This is a genomic window from Dietzia alimentaria 72 (assembly GCF_000226215.1).
GTDB lineage: Bacteria > Actinomycetota > Actinomycetes > Mycobacteriales > Mycobacteriaceae > Dietzia > Dietzia alimentaria.
Genome location: NZ_AGFF01000012.1, coordinates 1 through 21,947, shown reverse-complemented (window position 1 = coordinate 21,947; position 21,947 = coordinate 1). Strand labels below are relative to the sequence as shown.

Sequence of the window (21,947 nt, the reverse complement as noted above, 5' to 3'; positions counted from 1 at the left end):
GATGTGCACGCGAGGCCCGTCGGTACAGGTCAGGGTGACGGGATCGTCGTTGGCGGCGGGCAGCGCTCCGATGCGGGCGCCTGAGTCATCCCGCACCCACACCTCGGCGATACCGGCGGGGACCCGGGCCCCGGCCGGACTGCGGACGTCGTGGGTGTCGTCCACACGGAGGGTGACGGCGTCGGTGAAGTCCGCGGGCAGGTCCACGATCACCGAGCCGTCCTCCTCGACCGGGAGAGAGTCCAGGTCGACGCGGGTTTTCTGGACTCCGGTGTCCACGGTGATGACGCTCGGCGCGGCCGGGACGGCGGAGCGGGACGCCCAGAGTCGCAGCGAGCCGACGAGCTGACGAGTGGGCAGTCGCAGTGCGAGCGACGGCGAGGGCACATCCCGCGCGTGCCAACTGGTGGCGCGGTCGCCGTCCACGGCCGCACCGGCCGACCCGGCGGGGTCGGTGACCAGGGCTTCGCCGGACGCCTTGACCTGCCGGGCCCGGGTCGCGGGCGTGCCGCGCAGGACGTCGTCGAGTGCGGGCCCGGGACGCGGGCGCACGAGCAGCTGCGGAGCGACGGCGGTGTCGGCGGGCACGTCGAGCAGTCGGGCGAAGCGGCCTGGTTCCTCGGGTTCGATCGCGAGATCGGGGGCGCAGCGGACCGAGCCGGTCTCCTCCTCCGCACCGGCCAGACCGTCGACCGGGCTGCCGCCGTGAACGCAGTCGGACCGGCCGGCGAGTTCCTGGCGCAGCAGCCAGCCGGACGGCGCGCGGGCGGCGAGATCGTCGGGGTCGGGCTCGGGCCGGTCGGGCAGGGCAACGGTCCGCAGCAGCGGGATCTCCTGACCGCTGGCACTCAGTCCGATCTCGGCGATCTCAAAGTAGGTGCCGCGGCCGCCGTCGGCGAACCCGGTCGCGGTCACGCGAACCCGCCCGGTGGGGCCCGGGGGCAGCGCCACGGTGAGCTCGTTGTCGGCCGACGGGTAGGCGGTGGTGGTGCCCGTATCCGTCCGTATCTGCACACTGGCGACCTCCGGCCCGACGTCCGGGGCGGGCACGGTCAGTCTCAGTACCGCGCGGTCGACCGGCTCGGGCAGGTCGATCTCCATCCACTCACCGAAGGCGGAGCCGTAACCGCCCGAGCGCCAGGTCGTGTCGGGGTCTCCGTCCACTGCTGCGGCCACCGAGTGCGCGGGCCGCACGGGGCCGGTCTGCGACGAGTCCGCCGCTGACGACGACACCGTCACCCTCGCGTCCCACCACCGGGCCTGCGCCCTGGGCGGCTGCTCTTCGGCGATCGTCGCCGCGTAGTCCGGGACCGTGCCCCGGCTGCGCCGCGGGTCCCCCTCGGCTCGAACGGCCGAAGAGTGGTGGTCGACGCGTCCGAAATCGGTCTCGCGGTCGGTCGGCGAATCGGTGAGCACCGGCCCGGTTACCGAGACCGGGCGAGGACGCGGGAACGGGTCCGAGGCCGGGTCGACGCCGGCGGCCAGGGCGTCCGACTCGAGAAGTCGGGTGACCCGCGACGGCGAGCCGATCGTGTCGCGGCTCGCTAGCAAATCGTCGAGGCTGGACATCGCCTCCGGTCCGCCGGCGATCACCGGCAGGTCGCGCACCTCCACCGTGTACGGGGCCGTGGCTGACCGCGGAGGGCCGGAAGACTCGGAGTCCGCCCCCAGCCTGGAGTCGACGCGGTAGATCTCGATCGCGCGATAGGCGGGCCGGAGTCCGGAGTCCGGCACCACGACCGCCTCGTCGTCGTCGTTTCCGTTGCTTCTTTCCCCACCGTCCGGTGCGCGGGCTCCGCCGACGGGATCGCCGAACTCGGCGACCTTCACCAGGCCGGGTGAACCATTGATCGCCTGATGGACCAGCGCGGGACGCGGCGCACCCGAGTCCTCGGACAGGTCGTTGCGCACCACGAGGAAACCCACACCCAGCGAGGCGAGCGTGCCAGCGGCACCGGGGGCGGGTCGACCGTCGGCCAGGCGGCGTTGGACCGCGTCGAGGGCGCGGATCGCGGGCGCCGGCTGCAGAGGCACGGAGTCGCGCACGGCCCACGGGGTCTCGGCGAGGGGTTGGAGGGGCTCGTCCCGCGTCACGCCCCACACCTGGCGTCCGAACGAGGCACCCGGCACCACCAGGGCGCGGGTCGTGGCGGCGGGGTCGGGGCCGTCACCGGCCTCCCCCGCACGATCGACCGGCGCGTTCTCCGACAGCCACTCGGCGGCGGCCGGCCAGTAATCTGGCAGGCGCTCGTGTGCTCCCACCGGGGCGAGCCTGCCGAGCCACGCCGGTGCCACCGAAATGCCTCCGACCAGCACGATCACCATGGCGGCCGCGACTGCACGGTTCCGCTCGGGATGCGCCAGCGCGGACAGTGCCCGCTTACGGTCCGCGCCCACCCCGCTGAGCAAGTGCGCCAACAGGTGCGCCGACCCCAGGGCCAATGGCAGCCGCACGAGGGGGTCGAATTTGTGGACGTTGCGCAGCGGTGCGCCCGAGCCGTCGAGGAACGCACGCAGCGTCTCGGCGAGCCCGCCGCCGGCCGGGCCGACCCACGGCGCCGCCATTGCCACGAGACCCACCGCCGCGATCACCAACAGTCGGCCGCGCGCGGGCATTCCCCGGCGCAGCAGTCCCAGAATGCCGATGGCCGCGATCGCACCGGTGACCAGCACGTACACCGGTTCGCTCGTCAGCGCAGCACCGGCAACCCGGTCGGTGGAGACGAACGGCACCCACGTGGACGCGCCCCTGAGTACCTCGGTGACGGACGCCCATCTGGTGGTGACCTCCGCCGACTCGATGTGGTCGAGGAACGGCGGCGAGACCCTGCCCAGCAGCAGCAGCGGCACGGCCCACCACACGCAGACGGCGGCCGAGAGCGGTAGCCACCAGGCGGCCAGGCGACCCCATGTCCGACCCGGCCGATGCATGGCCCACCATAGGATCGCCGGCAGGCACGCGGCCACGGTGGCCACGGCGTTGACCGCTCCCATCAGCGCCAACGCGAGCGCGGCCCCGGCCCCGCCACGGCGCGGGGACATCCGGCCCTGCAGCACCCGGATCACGGGCAGCAGCACCCACGGCGCCAACGCGACGGGCCAGATCTCCGAGGAGATGGAGCCCAGGTCGCCCAGCATCCGCGGAGCCAACGTATAGAGGACCCCGGCGACCGCACGGGTCGAACGGGTGCCGATCCGCAGCGCGGCTGCCACCCGCACCACTCCGACGAAGGCGACCGTGAACAGGACCGCCCACCACAGGCGCTGGGTCAGCCAGGCGGGCAATCCCACCAGGTCGAACAGGGCGAAGAACGGTCCCTGCGGGAAGAGGTAGCCGTAGGCCTGGTTCTGGACCTGGCCGCCGAAGGACAGGCCGGTCCATAGATGGGTGGCCTGGGAGAGGAAGCGAACGGGGTCGACAACCAGGTCGTACTTTGTGTCCGGGACGACGAGGCCCGGGGCCTGCATGCAGGCCAGTAGAAAGAACGCGAAGAATGCGACGACCGCGTCGCGCGCGCCGACGCCGAGACGGATCCCGTGGATCACCTACGCCGGTAGTGGTGAGGGACTAGCGGGCGCCGTACTCGACCTGGCCGAGGAGGGCCTGGTCGGCGGGCGGCTGGGAGACCTCCGGGATCGAGTTCTCGGCCATTGCGGTGTTCGCGCCAAAAGCGACGATTCCGCCGAGGACGATTCCGCCGACGGCGCTGGCGAGCGCTCCGGTACCGAAGCTCATCGAGTTCTCCCTGCGGTTCACGTGAAAAGAGGCCAACGGAGGTGCCGTGGGGCACTCCGACGCCAGAAGAGTAGCACCCGACACACCCGACCTCATGCGCTAGTCGTGCCCCACAAGTCCTTACCGGCCGGTAAGTTGGTGTGGCATACGACACCACGCGCTCGGGAGGAGACCGAAGTGACGACGGGGACAAAGCGCATCCCGCGCGCGATCCGCGAGCAGCAGATGCTCGACTCGGCCATCCGTGTGTTCTCGGATCTCGGCTACCGGTCAGCCTCCATGGACGCCATCGCCCGTGACGCCAGCATCTCCAAGCCCATGCTCTATCTGTATTACGGCTCGAAGGAGGAGTTGTTCGCGGCGTGCGTGGTGCGGGAATCCGGCCGCCTCATCGACCAACTCACCACCGCGGCGACCGGCAGCAGCGGCCCGCGGGGGCGGTTGGAGAGCGTGGTGGAGGCCTTTCTCGAGTACGTCGATCAGCACACCGACTCCTGGAACGTCGTCTACCGGCAGGCCGTGGCCGAACCGGCGTTCGCCGAGGAGGTCGAGAAGACCCGCTCGGTCCTGGTGGACCTGACCGCCGATCTGTTGGCCCAGAACTCCGTCGACGAGCGCAGCCGCGAGGTCCTCGAAGTGGTGGCCACCGCGCTCGTCGGTGCGGGTGAGGCGGTCGCGGACCGGGTCGCACACCGTTCCATCCCCACATCGGTGGCCGCCGGGGTCGTCGTCGAACTCGCCTGGCGTGGACTCTCGGGCGATCCCGCCAGGTCACTCCCCACCACCCATAAAGAGGAGCAGTCGTGACCGGACGGACCCGCAGCGCCGCCCGGAAGTCTGAGGGCGCTCGCACACTCAGCCCACTCGACCTGGCCCGGGGACTGCCCTCCCTGGCTGCCGATCTGCCGACAGTCCTCCACGGCTTGTGGATCGTCCGGACCTCGCGCAGCAAGGACAGGGTGTCGATCGGTCGGAAGTTCCAGGAGCACGCCGCAGCCCGGCCCGACGCGCCTTTCGTGCGGTTCCGGGGCACCGAGATTTCCTACGGCGAGGCCAACCGGCGCGCCAACCGTCTGGCGGACGTACTCCAGACCAGAGGCGTACGGCGTGGTGACACCGTCGGCATCTGCATGGGCAACCGCGCCGAGGTCATGATCGCCATCATGGGTGCGGTCAAGGCGGGCGCCTCGGTGGGGCTGCTCAATCACCACCAACGCGGCGACGTCCTGGACCACTCGCAGAAGATTCTCGAGGCCAAGGTCACCCTGGTCGGCGCCGAATGCGCGGAAGCCGTCAACTCGATCCCGCGCGAGAACTGGATCGGTGAGCTCGTCGCCGTGGGCACCGAGGTCGACCTGCCGCATCACAAGATCGCCGCCGGACACCGCCCCGAGGAACTGTCAGATCTGGTGTGGCTCGAGGATGAGCTCGCCACCCTGGGCGAGGACGTGGGCGAGACCAATCCGCCGGAGGCCGACGCCACAGTCGGCACCGAGACCGCCTACTACGTGTTCACCTCCGGCACCACGGGCCTGCCGAAGGCGTCCGCCATGACGCACTACCGGTGGAACCGGGCCATGGCCGGATTCGGCCTGTCGGGCGTGCGCCTGAAGAAGGACGACGTCCTGCTCTGCCCGCTTCCGATGTATCACAACAACGCCCTCACCGTAGGCCTCGGCTGCGTGCTCGCCGCCGGCGCCTGCATGGCGATCGAAGAGCACTTCTCCGCGACCAAGTTCTGGGAGCGGGCCCGCGACTCCGGCGCCACCGCGGCCATCTACATCGGCGAGATCTGCCGGTACCTGCTCAACCAGAAGCCCGGCCCTGGCGACCGCGACCATTCGATCCGCGTGATGACAGGCAACGGCCTGCGCCCCGAGCTCTGGTCCGAGTTCCAGAAGCGGTTCGGGATCGACCGCATCTGTGAGTTCTACGCGGCCAGCGAGTGCAACATCGCCTTTGTCAACGCGTTCAACGTCCAGCGGACCACCGGCTACTGCCCCATGGACTTCGCGATCGTCGAGTACGACGCCGACACCGGCGATCCCCTCCGTAACTCCAACGGCCGCCTGAAGAAGGTCGGCAGGGGCGGCACCGGACTGCTCCTGAGCGGCATCTCCGACTCGCAGCCTTTCGACGGCTACACCGACAAGGAGGCAACGGAGAAGAAGATCGTCCGCGACGCCTTTGCCGACGGGGACGCGTGGTTCATCTCCGGGGATCTCATGCTGGACCAAGGGCTGGGGCATGCCTCGTTCGTCGACCGCCTGGGCGACACGTTCCGCTGGAAGGGCGAGAACGTGGCCACCACCGAGGTCGAGTCCGCCGTGGGAGCCCGCCCCGAAGTCGACCAGGCTGTGGTCTACGGCGTGCCGGTCCCCGGCGCCGACGGCAAGGCCGGCATGGCTGCGGTGCGCCTCAACGACGACGCCGAGTTCGACGGCGAGGGCCTGGCCCGCCACCTGCGCGAGACCCTTCCGTCCTACGCGATCCCGCAGTTCATCAGGTTGTCCAGGGAGCTCGAGCACACCTCCACGTTCAAGAGCCGCAAGACCGAGTTGCGCGAGCAGGCGTTCGACACCTCCACCTTTGACGAGCCCCTGTACGTGCTGTCCAAAGAGAAGGGGTACATCCCGTTCTACGATGGTGCGGAGAACGATATCGTCGCCGGCACCGTCTAGTTCCGGCCGAACGACCCGCACCTGAGGAAGAGACGGCCGCCGCATGCCCAGATACAGGACGGACCGGACGCGCCGCTCGGTCCTGATAGGCCTCTCCATGGGCCTGGGCGGCGCGGCAGGGTGGGCGCTCACCTCGGGGTTGGCCGAGCGCGCCGACGATCCCGCTACCGCGGGGCAGACAGCCAACCGTGTCGCCTCCCGCCCCTACCGCCCACCAGAGGGGGCGGTGCCGTTGAGCGAGCCGCGTCGCTATTTCTACGACGACCCCGGCAACACCGAAGGTCAGACCTTCGGCGACCTTTATCTACCGGACTCGGCCAACCCTGCCCTGCCGGTGGTGGTGCTCATCCACGGTGGCGGGTGGCGGGACTCCCTCGGTCTGACCTACATGGAAAATCAGGCCCGCGACCTGGCCTCATTCGACGTGGCGGTGTGGAACATCGAGTACCGGCGCGTGGACTCCGGCGGCGGTTGGCCCACCACCGTCGCCGACGTGTGCAGGGCCGTGGATCACCTCACCGAGATCTCCGCCGACCTCGGCGATCGTCTGGACCTCCACCGCGTAGTGGTGGCCGGGCACTCGTCCGGTGGGCACCTGGCGCTCTGGGTCGCGGGGCGGGAACGGCTCCCGTCCTCGCTTCCCGGATCCCGGCCGGCCGTCCCCGTGGCCGGCTGCGTCTCCTTGGCGGGTGTCGCGGACCTGCTCATGGCCGAGCGTGCCCGTGACCGGTACGTCCACGACCTCCTCGGCGGCGAGCCGGGAAAACGCCGCCAGCGCTACGTGGACGCCTCCCCCATCAGTCACCTACCCACCGGCGTTCCGGTGGTGTGCATCCACGGACGTGACGACAAGGTGGTCCGCCCCGAACAGTCCGAGTCCTATGTCCGGGCGGCGAGGCGGGCCGGCGACCCCGCCCGCGCGACCATGGTGCCGGGCGGCCACGATCCGTGGGGCGATATCGCCGGCGAGGTCTGGCACGACACCCGCGACACTCTGCTGAAGATGGCCCGCCGTGACCCGGACGCGGCCGGTTAGCCCCCCACCGTCACTCGGTAGTCACACCCAGTCCGTGTCCACACGGAGCCGCTCGAGGCGCCGGTAGGAGATCAGCCAGAAGCCGTCGACCTGCCGGTAGCGCTCGTGATAATGACCCCAGCCGTGAAGCCGGCGCTCACGGCCGTCCACGTTCCACCAGAGCCGGTCCTCCATCGCCCAGATCCCGCTGGCGGTCGCCTCACCGGTCACTGGGTCTGGCCCCGTGGCCTCCAGCAGCGGCGAGTGGCCGTGGTGCACGCGCGTCACCGGGGAGGGCCCGTCGAGGGTCTGACGAATTGCTTCAGTGAGGGCGTCGCGTCCTCGGACTTCTGCAGCCCCACCGCTCGCCGCCCAAGACTTGCTCACCACATCGTGGGTGTGGCACGACCCGTACTGGTCCCACTGCTTGGTGTCCATTACGTAGAGGCGGCGGGCGAACACCGCGCGGATGGCCTCGACGTCGGCCCAAGACAGGCCCTCGTCAGTCGCGCCGGTCACGTCGTGTAGTCCGCGTTGATGGAGATGTACTCGCGGGTGAGGTCGCAGCCGTACACAGTGCAGGTCCCGTCCGCGGACCCGCCCTCCACGCCCAGGTCCACCGAGATGGTGACCTCCTCGGCCTGCATGATCTCGGTCAGCCGCTGGAGCTCGGCCTCGCCCGCGAAGGCGGGGTAGGTCTCGAGGTCGCCAAAGGCGATGCGGACGCGTTCCGGGTCGATGTCCGTGTCGTCGTGGCATTTGCCGATCGCCATGGCGACGCGGCCCCAGTTGGGGTCGGCTCCGTGGACGGCGGTCTTGACCAGCGGCGAGTTGAGGATCGCCTTGGCCACGCGCTTGGCCTGGTCGCGGTCGCGGGCCCCGGTCACCTCGACGGTGAGCAGCTTGGTGGCGCCCTCGCCGTCGCGGGCGAGCTGGCGGGTCAGATCCAGGCAGACTGCGTCGAACGCCTCGCGCAGTTCGGTCTCCCCGACCGGGTCGCCCGACCCGCTGGCCAGGGCGACGGCCGTGTCGGAGGTCGAGGTGTCGGTGTCCACGGACAGGCAGTTGAAGGTCTGGTCCACCGCGTCCCTGAACGCGGCATCCAGCACAGCCGGCTCCACTGCGGCGTCGGTGAAGATCACGGCGATCATCGTGGCCATGTCGGGCTCGATCATCCCGACACCCTTGGCGATGCCCACGACCCGTGCGGTGCCGCCCGTCGTCGTCGTCACCTCCACCTGCGCGGTCTTGGGGTGCGTATCGGTGGTCATCATGGCGGCAGCCAGCGCTGAGGCGTCGGCGTCGAACTCGGCGCCGACCAAGCCCCGGAGGTGCTCGCGCAGGACCGGCATGGGGTAGCGGCGGCCGATAACGCCGGTGGAGGCGATGAGGAGATCCTCGGGCGCCATTCCCACGGCGGCGGCCGCATGCTCGAGCACCTCGCGGGCGTCGGTCATGCCCTGCTCGCCGGTGGCGACGTTGGAATTCTTGGCCACCACCACAACGCCGCGGGCGCGTCCGGACGCCGCGTTAGCGCGACTGAGCACGACCGACGGGCCGGCGAACAGGGACCGGGTGAAGACAGCGGACGACGCCGGGGAGGGACCGTCATTGACGACGACAAAGACGTCATCTCCGCGCTCGCGCAGCCCTGCGGCTCCCGAGTGGGCGCGGAAGCCCTCTGGAAGGGGCAATGATGCGGGTGTGTGCGCGGTGGTTGGCGTCATGCCGTCCATTGTCCCCCGTCCCCGCCGGCGGAGGTGCGACGCCGGCGGAATCGGCTCGGTGCGGGGTCCGGGAACGGATTCGATGTCGAATGTGACCTCTTTAACATATAAAGATACAAAGCCTTACTAACTGGACAAATAAGGGCTGCTGGGCCGCCGAGATGGTCGCTGGACAACTTTTTCGCCGAATCCGGGTAACAACCGCCGGGGGAATCCGGATGTACTACACGAGTCCGAAAGCAGGACTGCACCACGAGCGCGGCGCATCACGGCGCCGCCCACATACGAAAGGATCATCACCATGATCGAGCAGATCTTCACCGGCGTCCTCGGCTTCTTCAACAGCCTCATCGGCACCGGCTCCGCCGCCGCCGAGGGCTTCGTCAGCACCGGCTCCGCCGCCGCCGAGGGCGTGTACGGCACCGTCACCGGCTCGCTCGGCAACATCGTCGGCTCGCTCTGAGCTTGAGTGACCCCGGACCCCACGGGTCCTAGTTGCCTCAACGCCGGCATTCGTCCCAGGACGGATGCCGGCGTTGTGCATTTCGGCAATCTCCATACGGCCGCTAATGAGATACAACTCACATTAGGAACGACCGCCCCTCCGACCTGCGCAGGTAAAGGAAACGGTGCACTTTTCGCCGGAATCCGACCACCTACCGGGTGAATGCCGCCTCATCGCTACGTAACGTTCGGTGTTGGGTTCTGGATGAACCACAGAGTTCGAAAGAGCTCCACTCAGACAGAGCGGCGCACACGGTGCCGCGCATGACGAAAGGACCATCAAATGGGTTCCATCGCTACTTTCCTCCCCGGCCTGGCCACCGGCTCCGCCGCCGTTGAGACCGGCTCCGACGTCGTCGACAGCGGCGCCGACCTCGTCGCCGAGGTCCTCGAGACGGTCGGCGGCTTCGTTGCACAGGTCACCGGCTCGCTGGCCCCCGAGGCCTGAGTTAGCTGAACCTGGGCCTCAGCGCCCAGCAGCAACACCCCGACGCCGGCATTCGTCTTCGGACGGATGCCGGCGTCGTATATTTCACTACACTCGCGGGCATGCAACTCGACCTGTCCCGCCACGTCGCCGCCGACCCCGCGACAGTGTGGGAGGTACTCACCAATATCCCCGAGGCGCCCCGCACGCTCAGTGGCGTCCGGTCCGTGGAGATCCTCACCGAAAGCCCATACGAGCCCGGCCTACGGTGGCGGGAGACTCGGACGATGTTCGGGATGAAGGCGACCGAGGAGATGATGGTCCTAGCCGCCGAGCCGCCGCATTCCACAACGATCGTCGCCGAGAACGGTGGGACCGAGTACAAGACCATCTTCACCATCACCCCAGACGCCGACGGGGGCTCGACCCTGCGAATGCAGTTCGGCGCGCACACAGCCCACGCTCCTGCCATCTCCCGCGTGGTGATGGCCGTGATGGGCGGGTTCGCCCAGCGGTCGACCTGTCGGACCATGCAGAAGGATCTGGCGGATATCGCTGCCGAGGCCGAGCGCCGCGCCAGCGCGACCTGATCACAGACCGGTGACAGCTCAGCCTGACGTCGTCGCCGAATCCCACAGTTCGGCGACAATCTCCCCCGCCGGCCGATCTGCGTAGACGTCAGCCGCACGCCAGCGCGAGCCCGCCCACAGAGGCGGGACCTCGATGTCCCCGGCCTGCGCGGCGGCCTTTCGCATCGGCCCGGTGAGCAGATGCAGGTGCGGGTACGCGGCGGGTGCCGCCGTGTCGAATTCGTCGACGAAGCCGTTGACCAGGGCGCGGGCGTATCGGCCCGTGTAACACCGCGTGGGCCGAGACTCGGTGAACCGGGGATCGGAGAGCGCGGCGCGGTGCAGAGCGCTTGTGCCCGCCTCCGGGGTGCGCAACAGCACCGTGCCCAGCTGCACCCCGTCGGCCCCGGCGGCGAGCGCCGCCGCCACGTCCTCGGGCGTCGCGATCCCTCCGGCGGCGACGAACGGCACCTCGGGCAGGGCCTCACGCACCGCGCGCGTCAGATCCACGGTCGTGATGTCATCCGGCTCCTCGCCCACCGCCGTGGTGGAGCGGTGCCCTCCGGCCTCCGCACTTTGCACGGAGAGCCAGTCCGCGCCCGCGTCCACGGCCCGCCGTGCGTCGGCAACACCGGTGACCGTCACGACCACCGCAGAGCCCACCTCGTGCAATTCGCGGACCACGGCCGGGTCAGGGATACCGAACGTGAACGAGACCACCGCGACCGGGTCCTCGACGAGCGCCGTGACGGTGCCGTCCTGGTCGAAGTCTGTGAATTGGGGATCGCGTGCCAATTCCACGCCCAGCCGCTGCGACACCGCGCCGATGGTGGACGCGTACTCCTGCACCGCCTCCATGCCACCGGCATCTGCCAGCGCCGTCGCGGAGTCCGCGGGGTCCAGGAGAAATACGTTGACCCCGAACGGCGCATCGGTGAGTTCCCGCACCCGCGCGACCTCGTTCCGGGTGCCGCCTGCATCGAGATAGCCCGAGCCGATCATCCCGAGCCCTCCCGCCTCGCCGACCGCCGCGATCAGCGCCGGGGTGGTAGGTCCGCCGGCCATCGGTGCACCGACGACGGGTCGACGCAGATGCGACGGAAGGAGGCGGTCTCGGGACTTTGGTGCGCTCATGCCTCTCGACGTTACGCCCGGCCGCGATCCTGTATTCCGGGTGACCGCGCCGGCCGGACCGACGGCTACATTTGAGGGTGTGACATCTTCCCGCCGGACGCTTCTGACAGCCACTGCGCTGGCCGTGGCCCTCGTGCTGTCCGGGTGCGGGGATTCGGGCACGCAGAGCAACGACGTCCCCGGCAGCAGCCGGTCTGCGAACCAGCTGGCGAGCCAGCCCGCTGATTCCTCTGTGAGCGACCCGGCCGCCGCCTCGCCCGAGCCGCCCTGCACGTCACCGTTCGACTCACTCACCCAGCGCGATCGGATCGCGCAACTGTTCACCGTGGGCGTGAACTCCATGGACGACGCCCGTCGCGCCGTGGAAGAGCACAAAATCGGCGGGATCTTCCTCGGCGGCGACGTGGTGGGCGAAGTGGTCTCCAGCGACGCGCTCGACCGCCTCCAGGCGGACACCCCCCTGCCGCTTCTCGTGGCGATCGACGAGGAAGGCGGCCGCGTCTCCCGCATCGCTCCCTACGCCGGGCCTGTGCCCTCGGCCCGGGTCATGGCCGCCACCATGAGCCCTGACGAGGTGCGGTCGGTGGCCCGATCCCGCGGCGAATTCCTCCGTGGGATGGGCGTGACCGTCGACTTCGCACCCTCTCTCGACGTATCCGAGCAGCCCGACGCCGCGGTGATCGGTGACCGCTCTTTCTCCGGCGACCCGGCGCGTGTGGTTCAGTACGCGAACGCATTCGCGTGGGGGCTGATTGACGCTGGCGTGACCCCCGTGTTCAAGCACTTCCCGGGCCATGGCCGTTCGACCGGGGACAGTCACGTTCAATCTGTGACCGTCCCGCCGCTGGACCAGCTGGTCCCCTACGACCTGCACCCGTTCGCCGAACTCGCGCAGACGCCCGGTGCCGGGATGATGCTGGGCCACCAGCAGGTACCCGGCTTGACAGGGGTGGATCGTCCGGCTTCGCTCTCCCCGGCCGCCTACCGACTATTGCGCGACGGTTACGGCTACGGCGCCCCGCCCTTCGACGGCCCGATCTTCACCGACGACCTGTCCGGTATGCGGGCGGTAACGAACGACTTCCCGCTCCAGCGCGCCGTGGCCGAATCACTCATCGCTGGAGCCGATTCTCCGCTGTGGATCACCACCGACGGCATCTCCGAGGCCCTCGATGCCGTGGAAGGCGCCGTGGAGATCGGCGCCCTGTCCCGCAGCGAACTAGACGATTCACTGTCTCGGATGGCCAGGCTGCGGGGCATCCCCGGCTGCCTCTCCGGGCCGGTCACCGGTCACGTCGACCAAGCCGGCCCGCTCGCGGCACCACTGCCGGGGCTGCCTCGCCGCGCCGACCTGCCAGCCCTGCCGAAGCCCGCCCGTTAGTGCTGCCAGACCCCCGACGTTCCCCTCCGGTGCGAGTTCACCAGGTGGGTGTCCACCACCCCGATCGCCTCCATGAGCGCGAACACCGTCACCGGTCCCACGAAGCTGAACCCCCGCCGCTTGAGTTCCTTGGCCAGCGCCTCCGACTCCGGTGAGCGGGACGGCACATCGTCCATCGTCCGCGGGGCCGGTGTGTGCTCGGGCCGGTACGACCAGATCAACTCCGCTAGCCCACCGTCCTCGCGCAGGGCGATCACGGCGCGGGCGTTGGCAATAGCCGCGTTGATCTTGCGACGGTTGCGGACAATCCGTTCATCCGCCATCAGCCGGGCGATGTCCTGCTCCTCGAACGCCGCGACCGCATCAGGAGAGAAGCCCGCGAACGCCTCTCGGAACGCCGGGCGTTTACGCAAAATCGTGACCCAGCTCAGACCAGACTGGAACCCCTCGAGCACGAGTCGCTCGAACAGTCCCGCCTCGTCGCGGACGGGTATACCCCATTCGGTGTCGTAATACTCTCGTAGTAACGGGTCCCGCGCCGCCCACGGCGGCCGGCGCAATCCGTCCTCGCACAGCACGGCGCCGGTATCGGCGGTGACGGTGTCTGCCGCGGCGGTGCCAGCGGCGGTCTGGTCAATCTGCGCGTTCTGCATGGTTTCTCCTGTGTTCGTCGGACCACCCTTGGCGGTGGTGGCGCACAGACTAGGAGCGGACTACGACACCACCCCGTCAGGACAAGACGCCGAACAGCTGCACGATCCGCATGACGGCCAGCGCGAGCAGCGCCACGCCCACAACCAAAGTGAGGATACGTCCGGCTACCCGGCCGAACGAAAGGAAGCGGTCGATGCGCCGCGTGGCTGCGACGACCCCTCCCGAGCGCACCCGGGATAGCGCGAGGATGAGCACCGCGCTGGGCAGGATCGCGACGATCGCGAAGAACAGGATCTGCAGGAGCTTCGACCACCACGGGGTCTCGGCGAACGAGATGAGCACCATCCCGGCGGCGAACGGCGCCGACGTCCCGGATTGGATGATGCCGAGCGCGATGCCCGTGGCCATGATTCCGAACCTCTGGAGTGCGGTCTCAGCGAGCGGCGCCTCGACGGCATCCTCCTTGGCGGCCGCCGGACGGCGCAATCCCAGAACAGTGACGACCAAGCCCACCACCCCCAGCACCACCATCGCCCACAGGCTGTAGAACAGGCTGCGGACGAACTCCTGGTTGTTGCCGATCACCCACACCGAGATGAGCGAGAGCACCACGATGCCGCAGAACGCACCACCTGTGAACCTGGCGGCACGCGGAGCGAATGTCCCCCCGCGACTGGCCGCAGTCAGCCAGAGTCCGGCGATGACGGCGAAGGCCAGAAGGTTGACCGAATCGATCGCCGCGAAACCTAGCAGGCTGAGGTAGTACTGCACCGGGCAACCCTACCGGCGTCGGCCCGGCCGGAAGCCTGGACCACTATCGGGATCGCCGTCGTTCCCGCGACGGCGGTCCTCGTCGTTGTTGTCGTCGTCGTAGTTGTCGTCGAAACTCTCCTCCTCGCGCGGGCGGCCGAACACCGACCGTTCTCGCCGCCGGAGCACGTCGAGGTCCCGCACGGTCCAGCTGCGGACAGGCGCCGGGACGCGCCACTGCCTGAACCACGCGACCATGCGGAACGCGAAGGCGAGGAAGGACAGCACGACTGCCGCGACCGGGCCCCAGGTCCCCGTTTCGACCGCGACCGCGGTCAACGCGGCTCCGGTGGCCGCCGGGATGACGTACAGATTGGAACCGCTGAACACGGCCGGGATCTCGTTGGCCACCACGTCGCGCAGTAACCCGCCACCGACAGCCGTGACCACCCCGAGCAGCAGCGCAGACGCCACCGGCATCCCGTGGTCCAGCGCCCGCGCCGTGCCGAAGGTGCAGAACAGGCCGAGCCCCACGGCGTCGAACGTCACGATGAGAGTCTGCACACGGTGGATGTGCGATCCGAGCAGGTACAGCACCGTCGCCGCGGCCACCACGGGGACTAGATAGACGGGCTGCGCGAGCGCGAGCGGGGTGACCCCCAGCAGGACGTCTCGGATGATCCCGCCACCCAGGCCGGCGAGCAGCCCCAGCACCAGGCCGCCGGTGATGTCGATGTCCTTGCGCGCCGCCAACAGGTTTCCGGACAGTGCGAAAAAGAACACGCCCAGCAGGTCGAACCAGAGGACGAGGGGCGAGTTCTCCACGGCCCGGCCTAGACCACCGCGTCGGCCGTGGACCGCGCGTGGTGACGGTTACGCACCGCGCGGAACGTCCAGAGCTTGTTGACGACGAAGTTGATCGGCATCGTGATGACGATCGTCAGCAGCTGGCTCCAATACTCCCGGGAGTGGATACCCGCGTCCTCGTGCCACCACGGCTCGGGCAGATAGATCGGGCTGGTGGGATTGGTGAACGCGAGCTTGATGAAGATTCCCGCAGCCGCGGCCACCGACCCCACCACCAGAAACGGCCAGAATTCCTGCCACGCCGGCGCCTTGTGCCCCTTGCCGAACGTCCAGTGACGGTTGAGCAGGAAATTGTAAAAATTTGCCACGAAGAACGCCACCACCCAGACGAGCGTGGTGAACCGGAAGTTGAATTCCGTCCCCCCGATGGGGAACAGGATGTCCTGCGCGTTCTGGGTGCCGCCGTTGGCCTTGTTCATCAAAACAGTGACGATCATGTTGACGACCATCCCGGAGCCGCCGACGATGCCGAACATGAGGAACTGCCGGGCGCCACGACGGTAGCGGCCGAGTTCGGCGGAGGCTGGGTTCACAGGCGATGAGTCTAGGCGTTAACCCGACCTTCAGTCCGCGCCATGCCCCTCCGGGACGCGTTCTACCGGGTTCGCGATGGGACCGGGAGCCGTTCCGTCGCCGAACGGGCTGCCGCCCAACTCCTCGCGGTGGTGCGGAGTGAACAGGCCGGTCAGGTCGGGCCCCTTGGGCACGATGCCGGTGGGGTTCACGTCCCGGTGGACGTTGTAGTAATGCTCCTTGATCTGCGGGAAATCGCAGGTGTCACCGAAGCCGGGGGTCTGGAACAGGTCACGGAGGTAACCCCACAGCGCGGGCATCTCGCTGATCTTGCTGCGATTGGCCTTGAAGTGTCCGTGGTAGACCGCGTCGAAGCGCACGAGGGTGGTGAACAGGCGGATGTCCGCGGCGGTGATCGTGTCGCCCACGAGGAACCGACGCGTCGTCAGCCGCTCCTCGAGTCGGTCCAGGGAGGCCCACAGCTCGTCGTAGGCCTTCTCGTACGCGCTCTGCTCGGCAGCGAATCCGCTGCGGTAGACGCCGTTGTTCACAGTGGGGTAGATCCAGGAGTCCAGCTCGTCGATCTCGTCGCGGTGCTTCTCCGGGTACAGGTCGGGGGCGCCCTCACGGTGGAATGCGGACCATTCGGTCAGGAGGTCAAAGTTCAACTTCTGGAACGCGTTCGTCACCACAGACTTGGTGGGCACATCCACGAGCGCGGGAACGGTGATGCCCCGGGGGTAATCGGGGATGCGGTTGAAGTAAGCCTCCTGTAGGCGGTGCAGGCCGGTGACCGGATCCTTCTCGTCCGGGTCGAGGTCAAACACCCAGGAATTGATGTCGTGAGTGGGTCCCGCGAGGCCCATCGAGATGGCGTCCTCAAGTCCCATGAGGCGGCGCACGATGATCGTGCGGCTGGCCCACGGGCAGGCGCGGGCGGCCATGAGGCGGTACCGCCCGGCCTCGACAGGCCAGCGCATTTCGCCGATCTTGTCGCCTACCGGTGCGGACCCGGGCTCGAGACCCGCCACCACGCGGTCGTTGATGTAGGTGGCGTCGCGAACGAATTCTCCGTCGGTTGCGGCGTTCTGCGCTGCGATGAACTCGGTGTCGTCTGCCATGGTGGCCTCCAGGGGTCGGCGTGGTGTGGCGGTACGCAATTTCGTTGATGTATCACCAAGGTACCGTCTTTTGCGGTCCGGCACCAGCCCCTCCGCCATGATGCTGGGCGATCCGCAGCCCTGTGTCACTCTTGTCGCATGGACTCCGCGCATGTCGATGATGTTGCGACCCGCTACGCCGACTTCGCCCGCTTCGAGGTCCGCGGTCGCACCCCGGTCTACCTATCGTGGGCCCGGGGCATCGCCGATGATCCCGGCACCTGTGCGTTGATCGAGTCCCTTCCCAGGATCAAGCGGCAGCCTGCGCTGGTCTTCGCCGCCGCCCGCCACGCCGGCGCGCCCGAGACCGAGGATTACGCCGCCTTCCGCACGTACGTCCACGCCCACTGGTCCGAGATCGAGCAGATCGCGCTCACCCACTCCACGCAGACCAACGAGGCCAAGCGCTGCGCTGTACTGCTGCCGTTCCTGTCCCTACTACCCGGCCCCCTGTCACTGGTCGAGGTGGGCGCCTCCGCCGGCCTATGCCTATACCCAGACCGCTACGCATACCGGTACGAGTTCGACGACGGCGGGTCACACGAATTGCACCCCACCGACCCGTCCACACCGGGCGCTACCCCGGTCCTCGCCTGCGATCTTCGCGACGGCATCCCCCTGCCCCGTTCGCTTCCGGTGGTTGCGCACCGGGGTGGTGTGGACCTGTCCCCGATCGATGCCTCCGACCCCGACTCGCGGGCGTGGCTGCGCAGCCTCATCTGGCCCGGCCAGCAGGACGAACGCGTCCCCCGCCTCGACGCGGCGCTGGACATCGCCGCCGCCGATCCACCGCAGTTCATCGCCGGCGACCTCGTTGAGCACGTCGACGCCGCCGTGGCCGCCTGCCCCGCCGGTTCGACTCCCGTGGTGTTCCACACCGCTGTACTCGGGTACCTCGAGCCGCCCGCGCGCGCCGAATTCGTCCGACGCATGACTGCCCTCTGCGGCGACACTGGCGCGGTGTGGATTTCGGTCGAGGGCGTGACCCTTCTGCCCGACGTGGCCGCGCAGGTGCCGGAATCGCTCCGGCGGCACAAGGGCATCTTCGTCGTCGCCGTCAACGGTCGTCCCCTCGCCACGGCGCACGGGCACGGCGACTGGGTCCGCGCCCTCGATCTCCCCTGAGCGGCATACCCTGAACACCGTGTCCACCATCGTTTTTGTCCACGCCCACCCCGATGACGAGTCCTCGCAAACCGCCGGCATGATGGCGCTCGCCGCCCGCGCCGGACATCGTGTGGTGACGGTCTTCGCCACTGACGGCGACCACGGTCAACGACCCGAACACCTAGGGGACGACGGCAACCTGGTCGAACACCGACGAGGTGAAGCCCTCGCGGCTGCCCGCGTACTCGGCGTCGAACGCCTCGACTGGCTGGGCTTCCGCGACTCGGGCATGACCGGCTGGGCCGAGAACGACGACCCGCGGTCCCTCAATCAGGCCGATGTGGACGACGCCGCAGGACGCCTCGTGCGGATCCTCGACCGTGAGGACGCCGATGTGGTGGTGGGCTACGACTATCACGGCAATTATGGCCACCCCGACCACATCGCAGTGCATCGCCTTACCCGACGGGCGGCCGAACTGGCGTCGCGCCGGCCCCGGCTCATGGAGTCCACGACCAACCAGACCGCCCAGCTGGCGATGATGGACAGGCCGGAGGTTGCTGAACTCTTCGACGCGCTGGCCTCCGGAGGCTCGGACGTGGCGGAGATCCGGGAGATGATCCTCACCGGCGACGACGGTCAGCCGGTCGGAGTGCCGGAGTCGGAGATCGCGTGGGCCATAGATCTGCCCGAGGACGTCCTCTCCCTCAAGCGTCAGGCGATGGAGTGCCACGCCAGTCAGACGAGCGACATCGGACTCATGCTGAGCCTGCCGCCCGCGGTCTACGAGCTCTCGTTCGGCCTCGAATACCTCATCGAGCCGGGCCTGGACCGACCGATGCGCAGCGAGTGGCCGTTCTAGGTCCTGCAGCGCCCTCGGGGGTGGCCCGGCTCATCCCGCGAACACAGGACTCCCCGGCGGGCTCGGTCACGGTGACCGGCTGCCGGGGAGTCCTGGGCGCGGGGTCTTACTTCTCGCGAACGACCGACCCGTCGTCCTGTAGGCGCAGGAGCGGGTAGATACCGTTCTCGTCGTGGTTCTCGTCGCCCACGACCGGAGGGTTGAAGACGCACAGCATCTGCATCTCCTCCTCCACGATCACCTGGTGCTTCTCGTGCCCGTCAAGGAGGTACATCGACCCGGCCGCGAGCGGGTACTCCTTGTCGTTGGTCAGGTCCCGCAGAGTGCCCTTACCGCGGGTCAACCAGACGGCCTCGATGTGGTTGGCGTAATGGAAGTCGTTGGTCGTACCGGCGGCGATGGTGGTCTCGTGAAACGAGAAACCCACACGGTCGTTGGCCAGGACGATTCGCTTGGACTCCCAGTTACCGTTGTTGCCCTTGACGTGGCGGTCGGTATCGGTGATCTCGGCGGTGGTTCGGACGATCATGAAGTGCCTCCTCGAAGGGCGCGGTCAGGTGTGTTGCCGGAGCTGGCGTGCTGCGATATCAGGCGTACTGCTGGGCGAGCGCGTAGTCGACGGCCTCGTAGCAGATCTCGATACCGCGGTCCCGCTCTTCGTCGGTGAGCGTCAACGGCGCGAGAAATTTGACGACCTCGTCGCTCGGACCGGCGGTCTCGACGAGCATCTTGTTGTCGAAGCAGCGGGCCATGACCTGCCCGGCTAGTTCGGGCTTCTCGAGGAACGCGATGCCGAACGCCATGCCGCGGCCACGCAACTCGACCTTGTCCTCGTACTTGTAGACCAACGGAGAGAAGCGCTCGCGGAGAACGCGACCGTTCTCCAGGGTGCGGTTCTGCAGCTTGTCGTCGGACCAGTACTTGCGCAGCGCCACATCGGCGGCGACAAACGCCATGTTGTTACCGCGGAAGGTGCCGTTGTGCTCGCCCGGGGTCCACTCGTCCAGCTCGCGGTTGAACAGGGTGACCGCCAGCGGAAGGCCGTAGCCTCCGATGGACTTGGAGAGGCACACGATGTCCGGCTTGATCCCCGCGAACTCGAAGGAGAAGAACTCGCCGGTGCGACCACAGCCCATCTGGACGTCGTCGACAATCAGCAGAATGTCGTGGCGCTTGCAGAGCGCGTCGAGGGCCTGGAGCCACTCGGCGCGAGCGGCGTTGATGCCGCCCTCACCCTGGACGCACTCCACGATCACGGCTGCCGGGCGGTTCATGCCCGAGCCGGAGTCGACGAGTACGCGCTCCATCCACTGGAAGTCCTCGGTGACCCCACCGAAGTAATTGTCGTAGGGCATCGGCGTGGCGTGGACCAGCGGGATGCCGGCGCCGGCGCGCTTCATCGAGTTACCGGTCACGGACAGCGATCCCAGGGTCATGCCGTGGAATGAGTTGGTGAAGTTGATGATGGCCTCACGGCCGGTGACCTTGCGCGCCAGCTTCAGCGCCGACTCGACGGCATTGGTGCCCGTCGGCCCGGGGAACATCACCTTGTAGTCGAGGCCACGCGGCTCGAGAATCGTGCTGCTGAACGTCTCCAGGAAAGCCCGCTTGGCGACGGTGAACTTGTCCAGCGAGTGGGTGACTCCGTCACGCGTGATGTAGTCGATCAGCGCGTTCTTCATGTCTTCGTCGTTGTGGCCGTAGTTCAAGGCACCGGCACCACCGAAGAAGTCGAGGTACTCGTCACCATCGACGGTCTTCAGCGTGACTCCCTTGGCGGTGTCAAACACGACCGGCCAGTTGCGGGAGTAGCTACGGACCTCGGACTCACGGTCGGTGAAGATCGAGGTATCAAGGTTGGCTTCAGACGTGGATTCGGTCATTTCGTGATCACTCCAATAAAGATGGTGCGGGCGGCGGTGGCGGGCCGGGCGGCCCGTCGCCCAGGTCTAGGAAATCGTGTAGAGATCTTCCTGTTCGTGCTCCTCGCCGAGAAGTTCGGCGCTCAGGTAATCCTCACTGGACAACGTCATGCCGCGGTCGCGAGCGACTGCCCCGAAGGTGCGCTGCGAGGCCTCGTTGTCCGGGCTGATTGTCGTCCGAAGTCTCACGGTGCCCTGTTGCGCACCAGTGCGGTCCATCAGACTGTGCAGGAGCCGTGCCGCGAGGCCCTTGCCTCGCTGGTCGGCGTCGACGCCGACCTGCCACACGAAAATCGTGTCCGGTTCGGAGGCTCGTATGAAGCCTGTGACGAAGCCGACGACTCGGCCTTCGACCTCGACGACCACGGAACTGTCCGCGAACTCCGCTCCCCACAGCACGTAGGCGTATGACGAGTTGAGGTCCAGAACTCCACTGTCGCGAGCGATCTCCCACATACGTGTGCCGTCTGCCGCTGTGGGCGGACGAAATACCGCGTCGGACGAATCAGGGTTACGGGGTGTTGCTCGTTCTCCTGGGTTCATAATCGTCTCCCACCGTAGTGACGGCTCCTCGCAGTTGCATCTACCTTCCCCATTTCGTTACCTGAATCCACCATGAGTACGCAGGTGGTCGACTCGGAGTGAGGTCAGTCACTCCGGGCGGTTTTCGAAGCGCGTTCGAGCACTTCCGGCTCTCCCGGGCCCGAACGAGTCCGCAGTTCCCACCGGGGAAAGTGACGAGGCCCGCCACATCCCGACCGCTCGGCCCTGGCTAATCCATCTGACCCGCCACGTCGGTAGTCCGGCGCCCCCAACGCGGTCAGACATGCGCCCACTGAAACGGGAAAATTCTTCTTCCGACTAGACCACCGTCACTCTATTCGCCGCCCCTGACCCTGCCCCTGTGGCTAGAACGGTGGGGGGTCGGTGTCGTGTTC

At 68.2% G+C, this 21,947-nt stretch carries 21 protein-coding genes and 1 pseudogene; 9 read left to right on the top strand and 13 right to left on the bottom strand.

Annotated elements, in window-relative coordinates:
• Positions 1-81: 81 nt before the first annotated feature.
• Positions 82-3,546 (bottom strand): annotated as a pseudogene (locus ON04_RS17315) (alpha-(1->3)-arabinofuranosyltransferase); the annotation flags it as partial.
• Positions 3,547-3,568: 22 nt separating this feature from the next.
• Complete coding sequence (locus tag ON04_RS16150) at positions 3,569-3,736, bottom strand: DUF2613 domain-containing protein (protein WP_010540714.1); 168 nt, start codon at positions 3,734-3,736, stop codon at positions 3,569-3,571.
• 177 nt (positions 3,737-3,913) lie between these two features.
• Between ON04_RS16150 and ON04_RS06135 the strand changes: the two genes are divergently transcribed.
• Genes ON04_RS06135 through ON04_RS06125 form a run of 3 tightly spaced genes read left to right on the top strand, consistent with a single transcriptional unit; the run spans position 3,914 to position 7,453 of the window.
• Positions 3,914-4,543 carry a TetR/AcrR family transcriptional regulator gene (locus tag ON04_RS06135; protein WP_010540713.1) on the top strand — a complete coding sequence of 210 codons (630 nt, stop codon included), beginning with the start codon at positions 3,914-3,916 and terminating at the stop codon, positions 4,541-4,543.
• Positions 4,540-6,417: a long-chain-acyl-CoA synthetase gene (locus tag ON04_RS06130; RefSeq protein WP_010540712.1), complete on the top strand. Its 1,878-nt coding sequence runs from the start codon at positions 4,540-4,542 to the stop codon at positions 6,415-6,417. Before ON04_RS06135 ends, ON04_RS06130 begins: the two co-directional genes overlap by 4 nt.
• A 43-nt stretch (positions 6,418-6,460) precedes the next feature.
• Complete coding sequence (locus ON04_RS06125; protein ID WP_010540711.1) at positions 6,461-7,453, top strand: alpha/beta hydrolase; 993 nt, start codon at positions 6,461-6,463, stop codon at positions 7,451-7,453.
• Positions 7,454-7,474: 21 nt separating this feature from the next.
• Here the strand turns inward: ON04_RS06125 and ON04_RS06120 are convergent, their stop codons facing one another.
• Both ON04_RS06120 and argJ read right to left on the bottom strand, forming a co-directional pair.
• Entirely contained in the window at positions 7,475-7,951 is a 477-nt protein-coding gene (locus tag ON04_RS06120; RefSeq protein WP_010540710.1) for a nuclear transport factor 2 family protein, read from the bottom strand.
• On the bottom strand, positions 7,948-9,159 hold the full coding sequence (argJ, locus tag ON04_RS06115) for a bifunctional glutamate N-acetyltransferase/amino-acid acetyltransferase ArgJ (RefSeq protein ID WP_010540709.1): 1,212 nt from the start codon (positions 9,157-9,159) through the stop codon (positions 7,948-7,950). Before argJ ends, ON04_RS06120 begins: the two co-directional genes overlap by 4 nt.
• A gap of 301 nt (positions 9,160-9,460) precedes the next feature.
• On the opposite strand from argJ, the gene ON04_RS16680 reads away from it, so the two are divergent.
• The 3 genes from ON04_RS16680 (at position 9,461) to ON04_RS06110 (ending at position 10,680) form a co-directional block, all read left to right on the top strand.
• On the top strand, positions 9,461-9,622 hold the full coding sequence (locus ON04_RS16680; RefSeq protein ID WP_158217824.1) for a hypothetical protein: 162 nt from the start codon (positions 9,461-9,463) through the stop codon (positions 9,620-9,622).
• Between the two features lie 324 nt (positions 9,623-9,946).
• Positions 9,947-10,111 carry a hypothetical protein gene (locus ON04_RS16820; RefSeq protein ID WP_193350594.1) on the top strand — a complete coding sequence of 55 codons (165 nt, stop codon included), beginning with the start codon at positions 9,947-9,949 and terminating at the stop codon, positions 10,109-10,111.
• Between the two features lie 101 nt (positions 10,112-10,212).
• A complete protein-coding gene (locus ON04_RS06110; RefSeq protein ID WP_010540708.1) occupies positions 10,213-10,680 on the top strand; it encodes an SRPBCC family protein in 468 nt (155 codons plus the stop codon).
• A gap of 18 nt (positions 10,681-10,698) precedes the next feature.
• Here ON04_RS06110 and ON04_RS06105 read toward each other — a convergent pair whose 3' ends face one another.
• Positions 10,699-11,793, bottom strand: a complete 1,095-nt coding sequence (locus ON04_RS06105; protein ID WP_081477134.1) for a nitronate monooxygenase — start codon at positions 11,791-11,793, stop codon at positions 10,699-10,701.
• Positions 11,794-11,872: 79 nt separating this feature from the next.
• On the opposite strand from ON04_RS06105, the gene ON04_RS06100 reads away from it, so the two are divergent.
• Positions 11,873-13,174 carry a glycoside hydrolase family 3 N-terminal domain-containing protein gene (locus ON04_RS06100; RefSeq protein WP_010540706.1) on the top strand — a complete coding sequence of 434 codons (1,302 nt, stop codon included), beginning with the start codon at positions 11,873-11,875 and terminating at the stop codon, positions 13,172-13,174.
• Here the strand turns inward: ON04_RS06100 and ON04_RS06095 are convergent.
• The 5 genes from ON04_RS06095 to ON04_RS06075 form a co-directional block, all read right to left on the bottom strand.
• Positions 13,171-13,827: a DNA-3-methyladenine glycosylase I gene (locus tag ON04_RS06095; protein ID WP_010540705.1), complete on the bottom strand. Its 657-nt coding sequence runs from the start codon at positions 13,825-13,827 to the stop codon at positions 13,171-13,173. The two genes, ON04_RS06100 and ON04_RS06095, sit on opposite strands and share 4 nt — an antisense overlap.
• A 76-nt stretch (positions 13,828-13,903) precedes the next feature.
• Complete coding sequence (locus ON04_RS06090) at positions 13,904-14,599, bottom strand: hypothetical protein (RefSeq protein ID WP_010540704.1); 696 nt, start codon at positions 14,597-14,599, stop codon at positions 13,904-13,906.
• A 9-nt stretch (positions 14,600-14,608) separates the two neighbouring features.
• Entirely contained in the window at positions 14,609-15,403 is a 795-nt protein-coding gene (locus ON04_RS06085; protein WP_010540703.1) for a trimeric intracellular cation channel family protein, read from the bottom strand.
• A gap of 8 nt (positions 15,404-15,411) precedes the next feature.
• Positions 15,412-15,978, bottom strand: a complete 567-nt coding sequence (locus ON04_RS06080; RefSeq protein WP_010540702.1) for a GtrA family protein — start codon at positions 15,976-15,978, stop codon at positions 15,412-15,414.
• A 30-nt stretch (positions 15,979-16,008) separates the two neighbouring features.
• Positions 16,009-17,079 carry a glutathione S-transferase family protein gene (locus ON04_RS06075; RefSeq protein ID WP_010540701.1) on the bottom strand — a complete coding sequence of 357 codons (1,071 nt, stop codon included), beginning with the start codon at positions 17,077-17,079 and terminating at the stop codon, positions 16,009-16,011.
• 138 nt (positions 17,080-17,217) lie between these two features.
• Between ON04_RS06075 and ON04_RS06070 the strand changes: the two genes are divergently transcribed.
• On the top strand, positions 17,218-18,243 hold the full coding sequence (locus ON04_RS06070; protein WP_010540700.1) for a DUF2332 domain-containing protein: 1,026 nt from the start codon (positions 17,218-17,220) through the stop codon (positions 18,241-18,243).
• 19 nt (positions 18,244-18,262) lie between these two features.
• Positions 18,263-19,087 carry a PIG-L deacetylase family protein gene (locus ON04_RS06065; protein ID WP_010540699.1) on the top strand — a complete coding sequence of 275 codons (825 nt, stop codon included), beginning with the start codon at positions 18,263-18,265 and terminating at the stop codon, positions 19,085-19,087.
• 106 nt (positions 19,088-19,193) lie between these two features.
• Here ON04_RS06065 and ON04_RS06060 read toward each other — a convergent pair whose 3' ends face one another.
• The 3 genes from ON04_RS06060 to ectA all read right to left on the bottom strand — a co-directional run bounded on the left by ON04_RS06060 (position 19,194) and on the right by ectA (position 21,552).
• Positions 19,194-19,616, bottom strand: coding sequence for an ectoine synthase (locus ON04_RS06060; protein WP_010540698.1), 423 nt, complete (start codon positions 19,614-19,616; stop codon positions 19,194-19,196).
• A 58-nt stretch (positions 19,617-19,674) separates the two neighbouring features.
• Positions 19,675-20,970 carry a diaminobutyrate--2-oxoglutarate transaminase gene (ectB, locus tag ON04_RS06055; RefSeq protein WP_010540697.1) on the bottom strand — a complete coding sequence of 432 codons (1,296 nt, stop codon included), beginning with the start codon at positions 20,968-20,970 and terminating at the stop codon, positions 19,675-19,677.
• A gap of 66 nt (positions 20,971-21,036) precedes the next feature.
• Entirely contained in the window at positions 21,037-21,552 is a 516-nt protein-coding gene (gene ectA, locus ON04_RS06050; RefSeq protein WP_029457862.1) for a diaminobutyrate acetyltransferase, read from the bottom strand.
• Positions 21,553-21,947 lie beyond the last annotated feature (395 nt).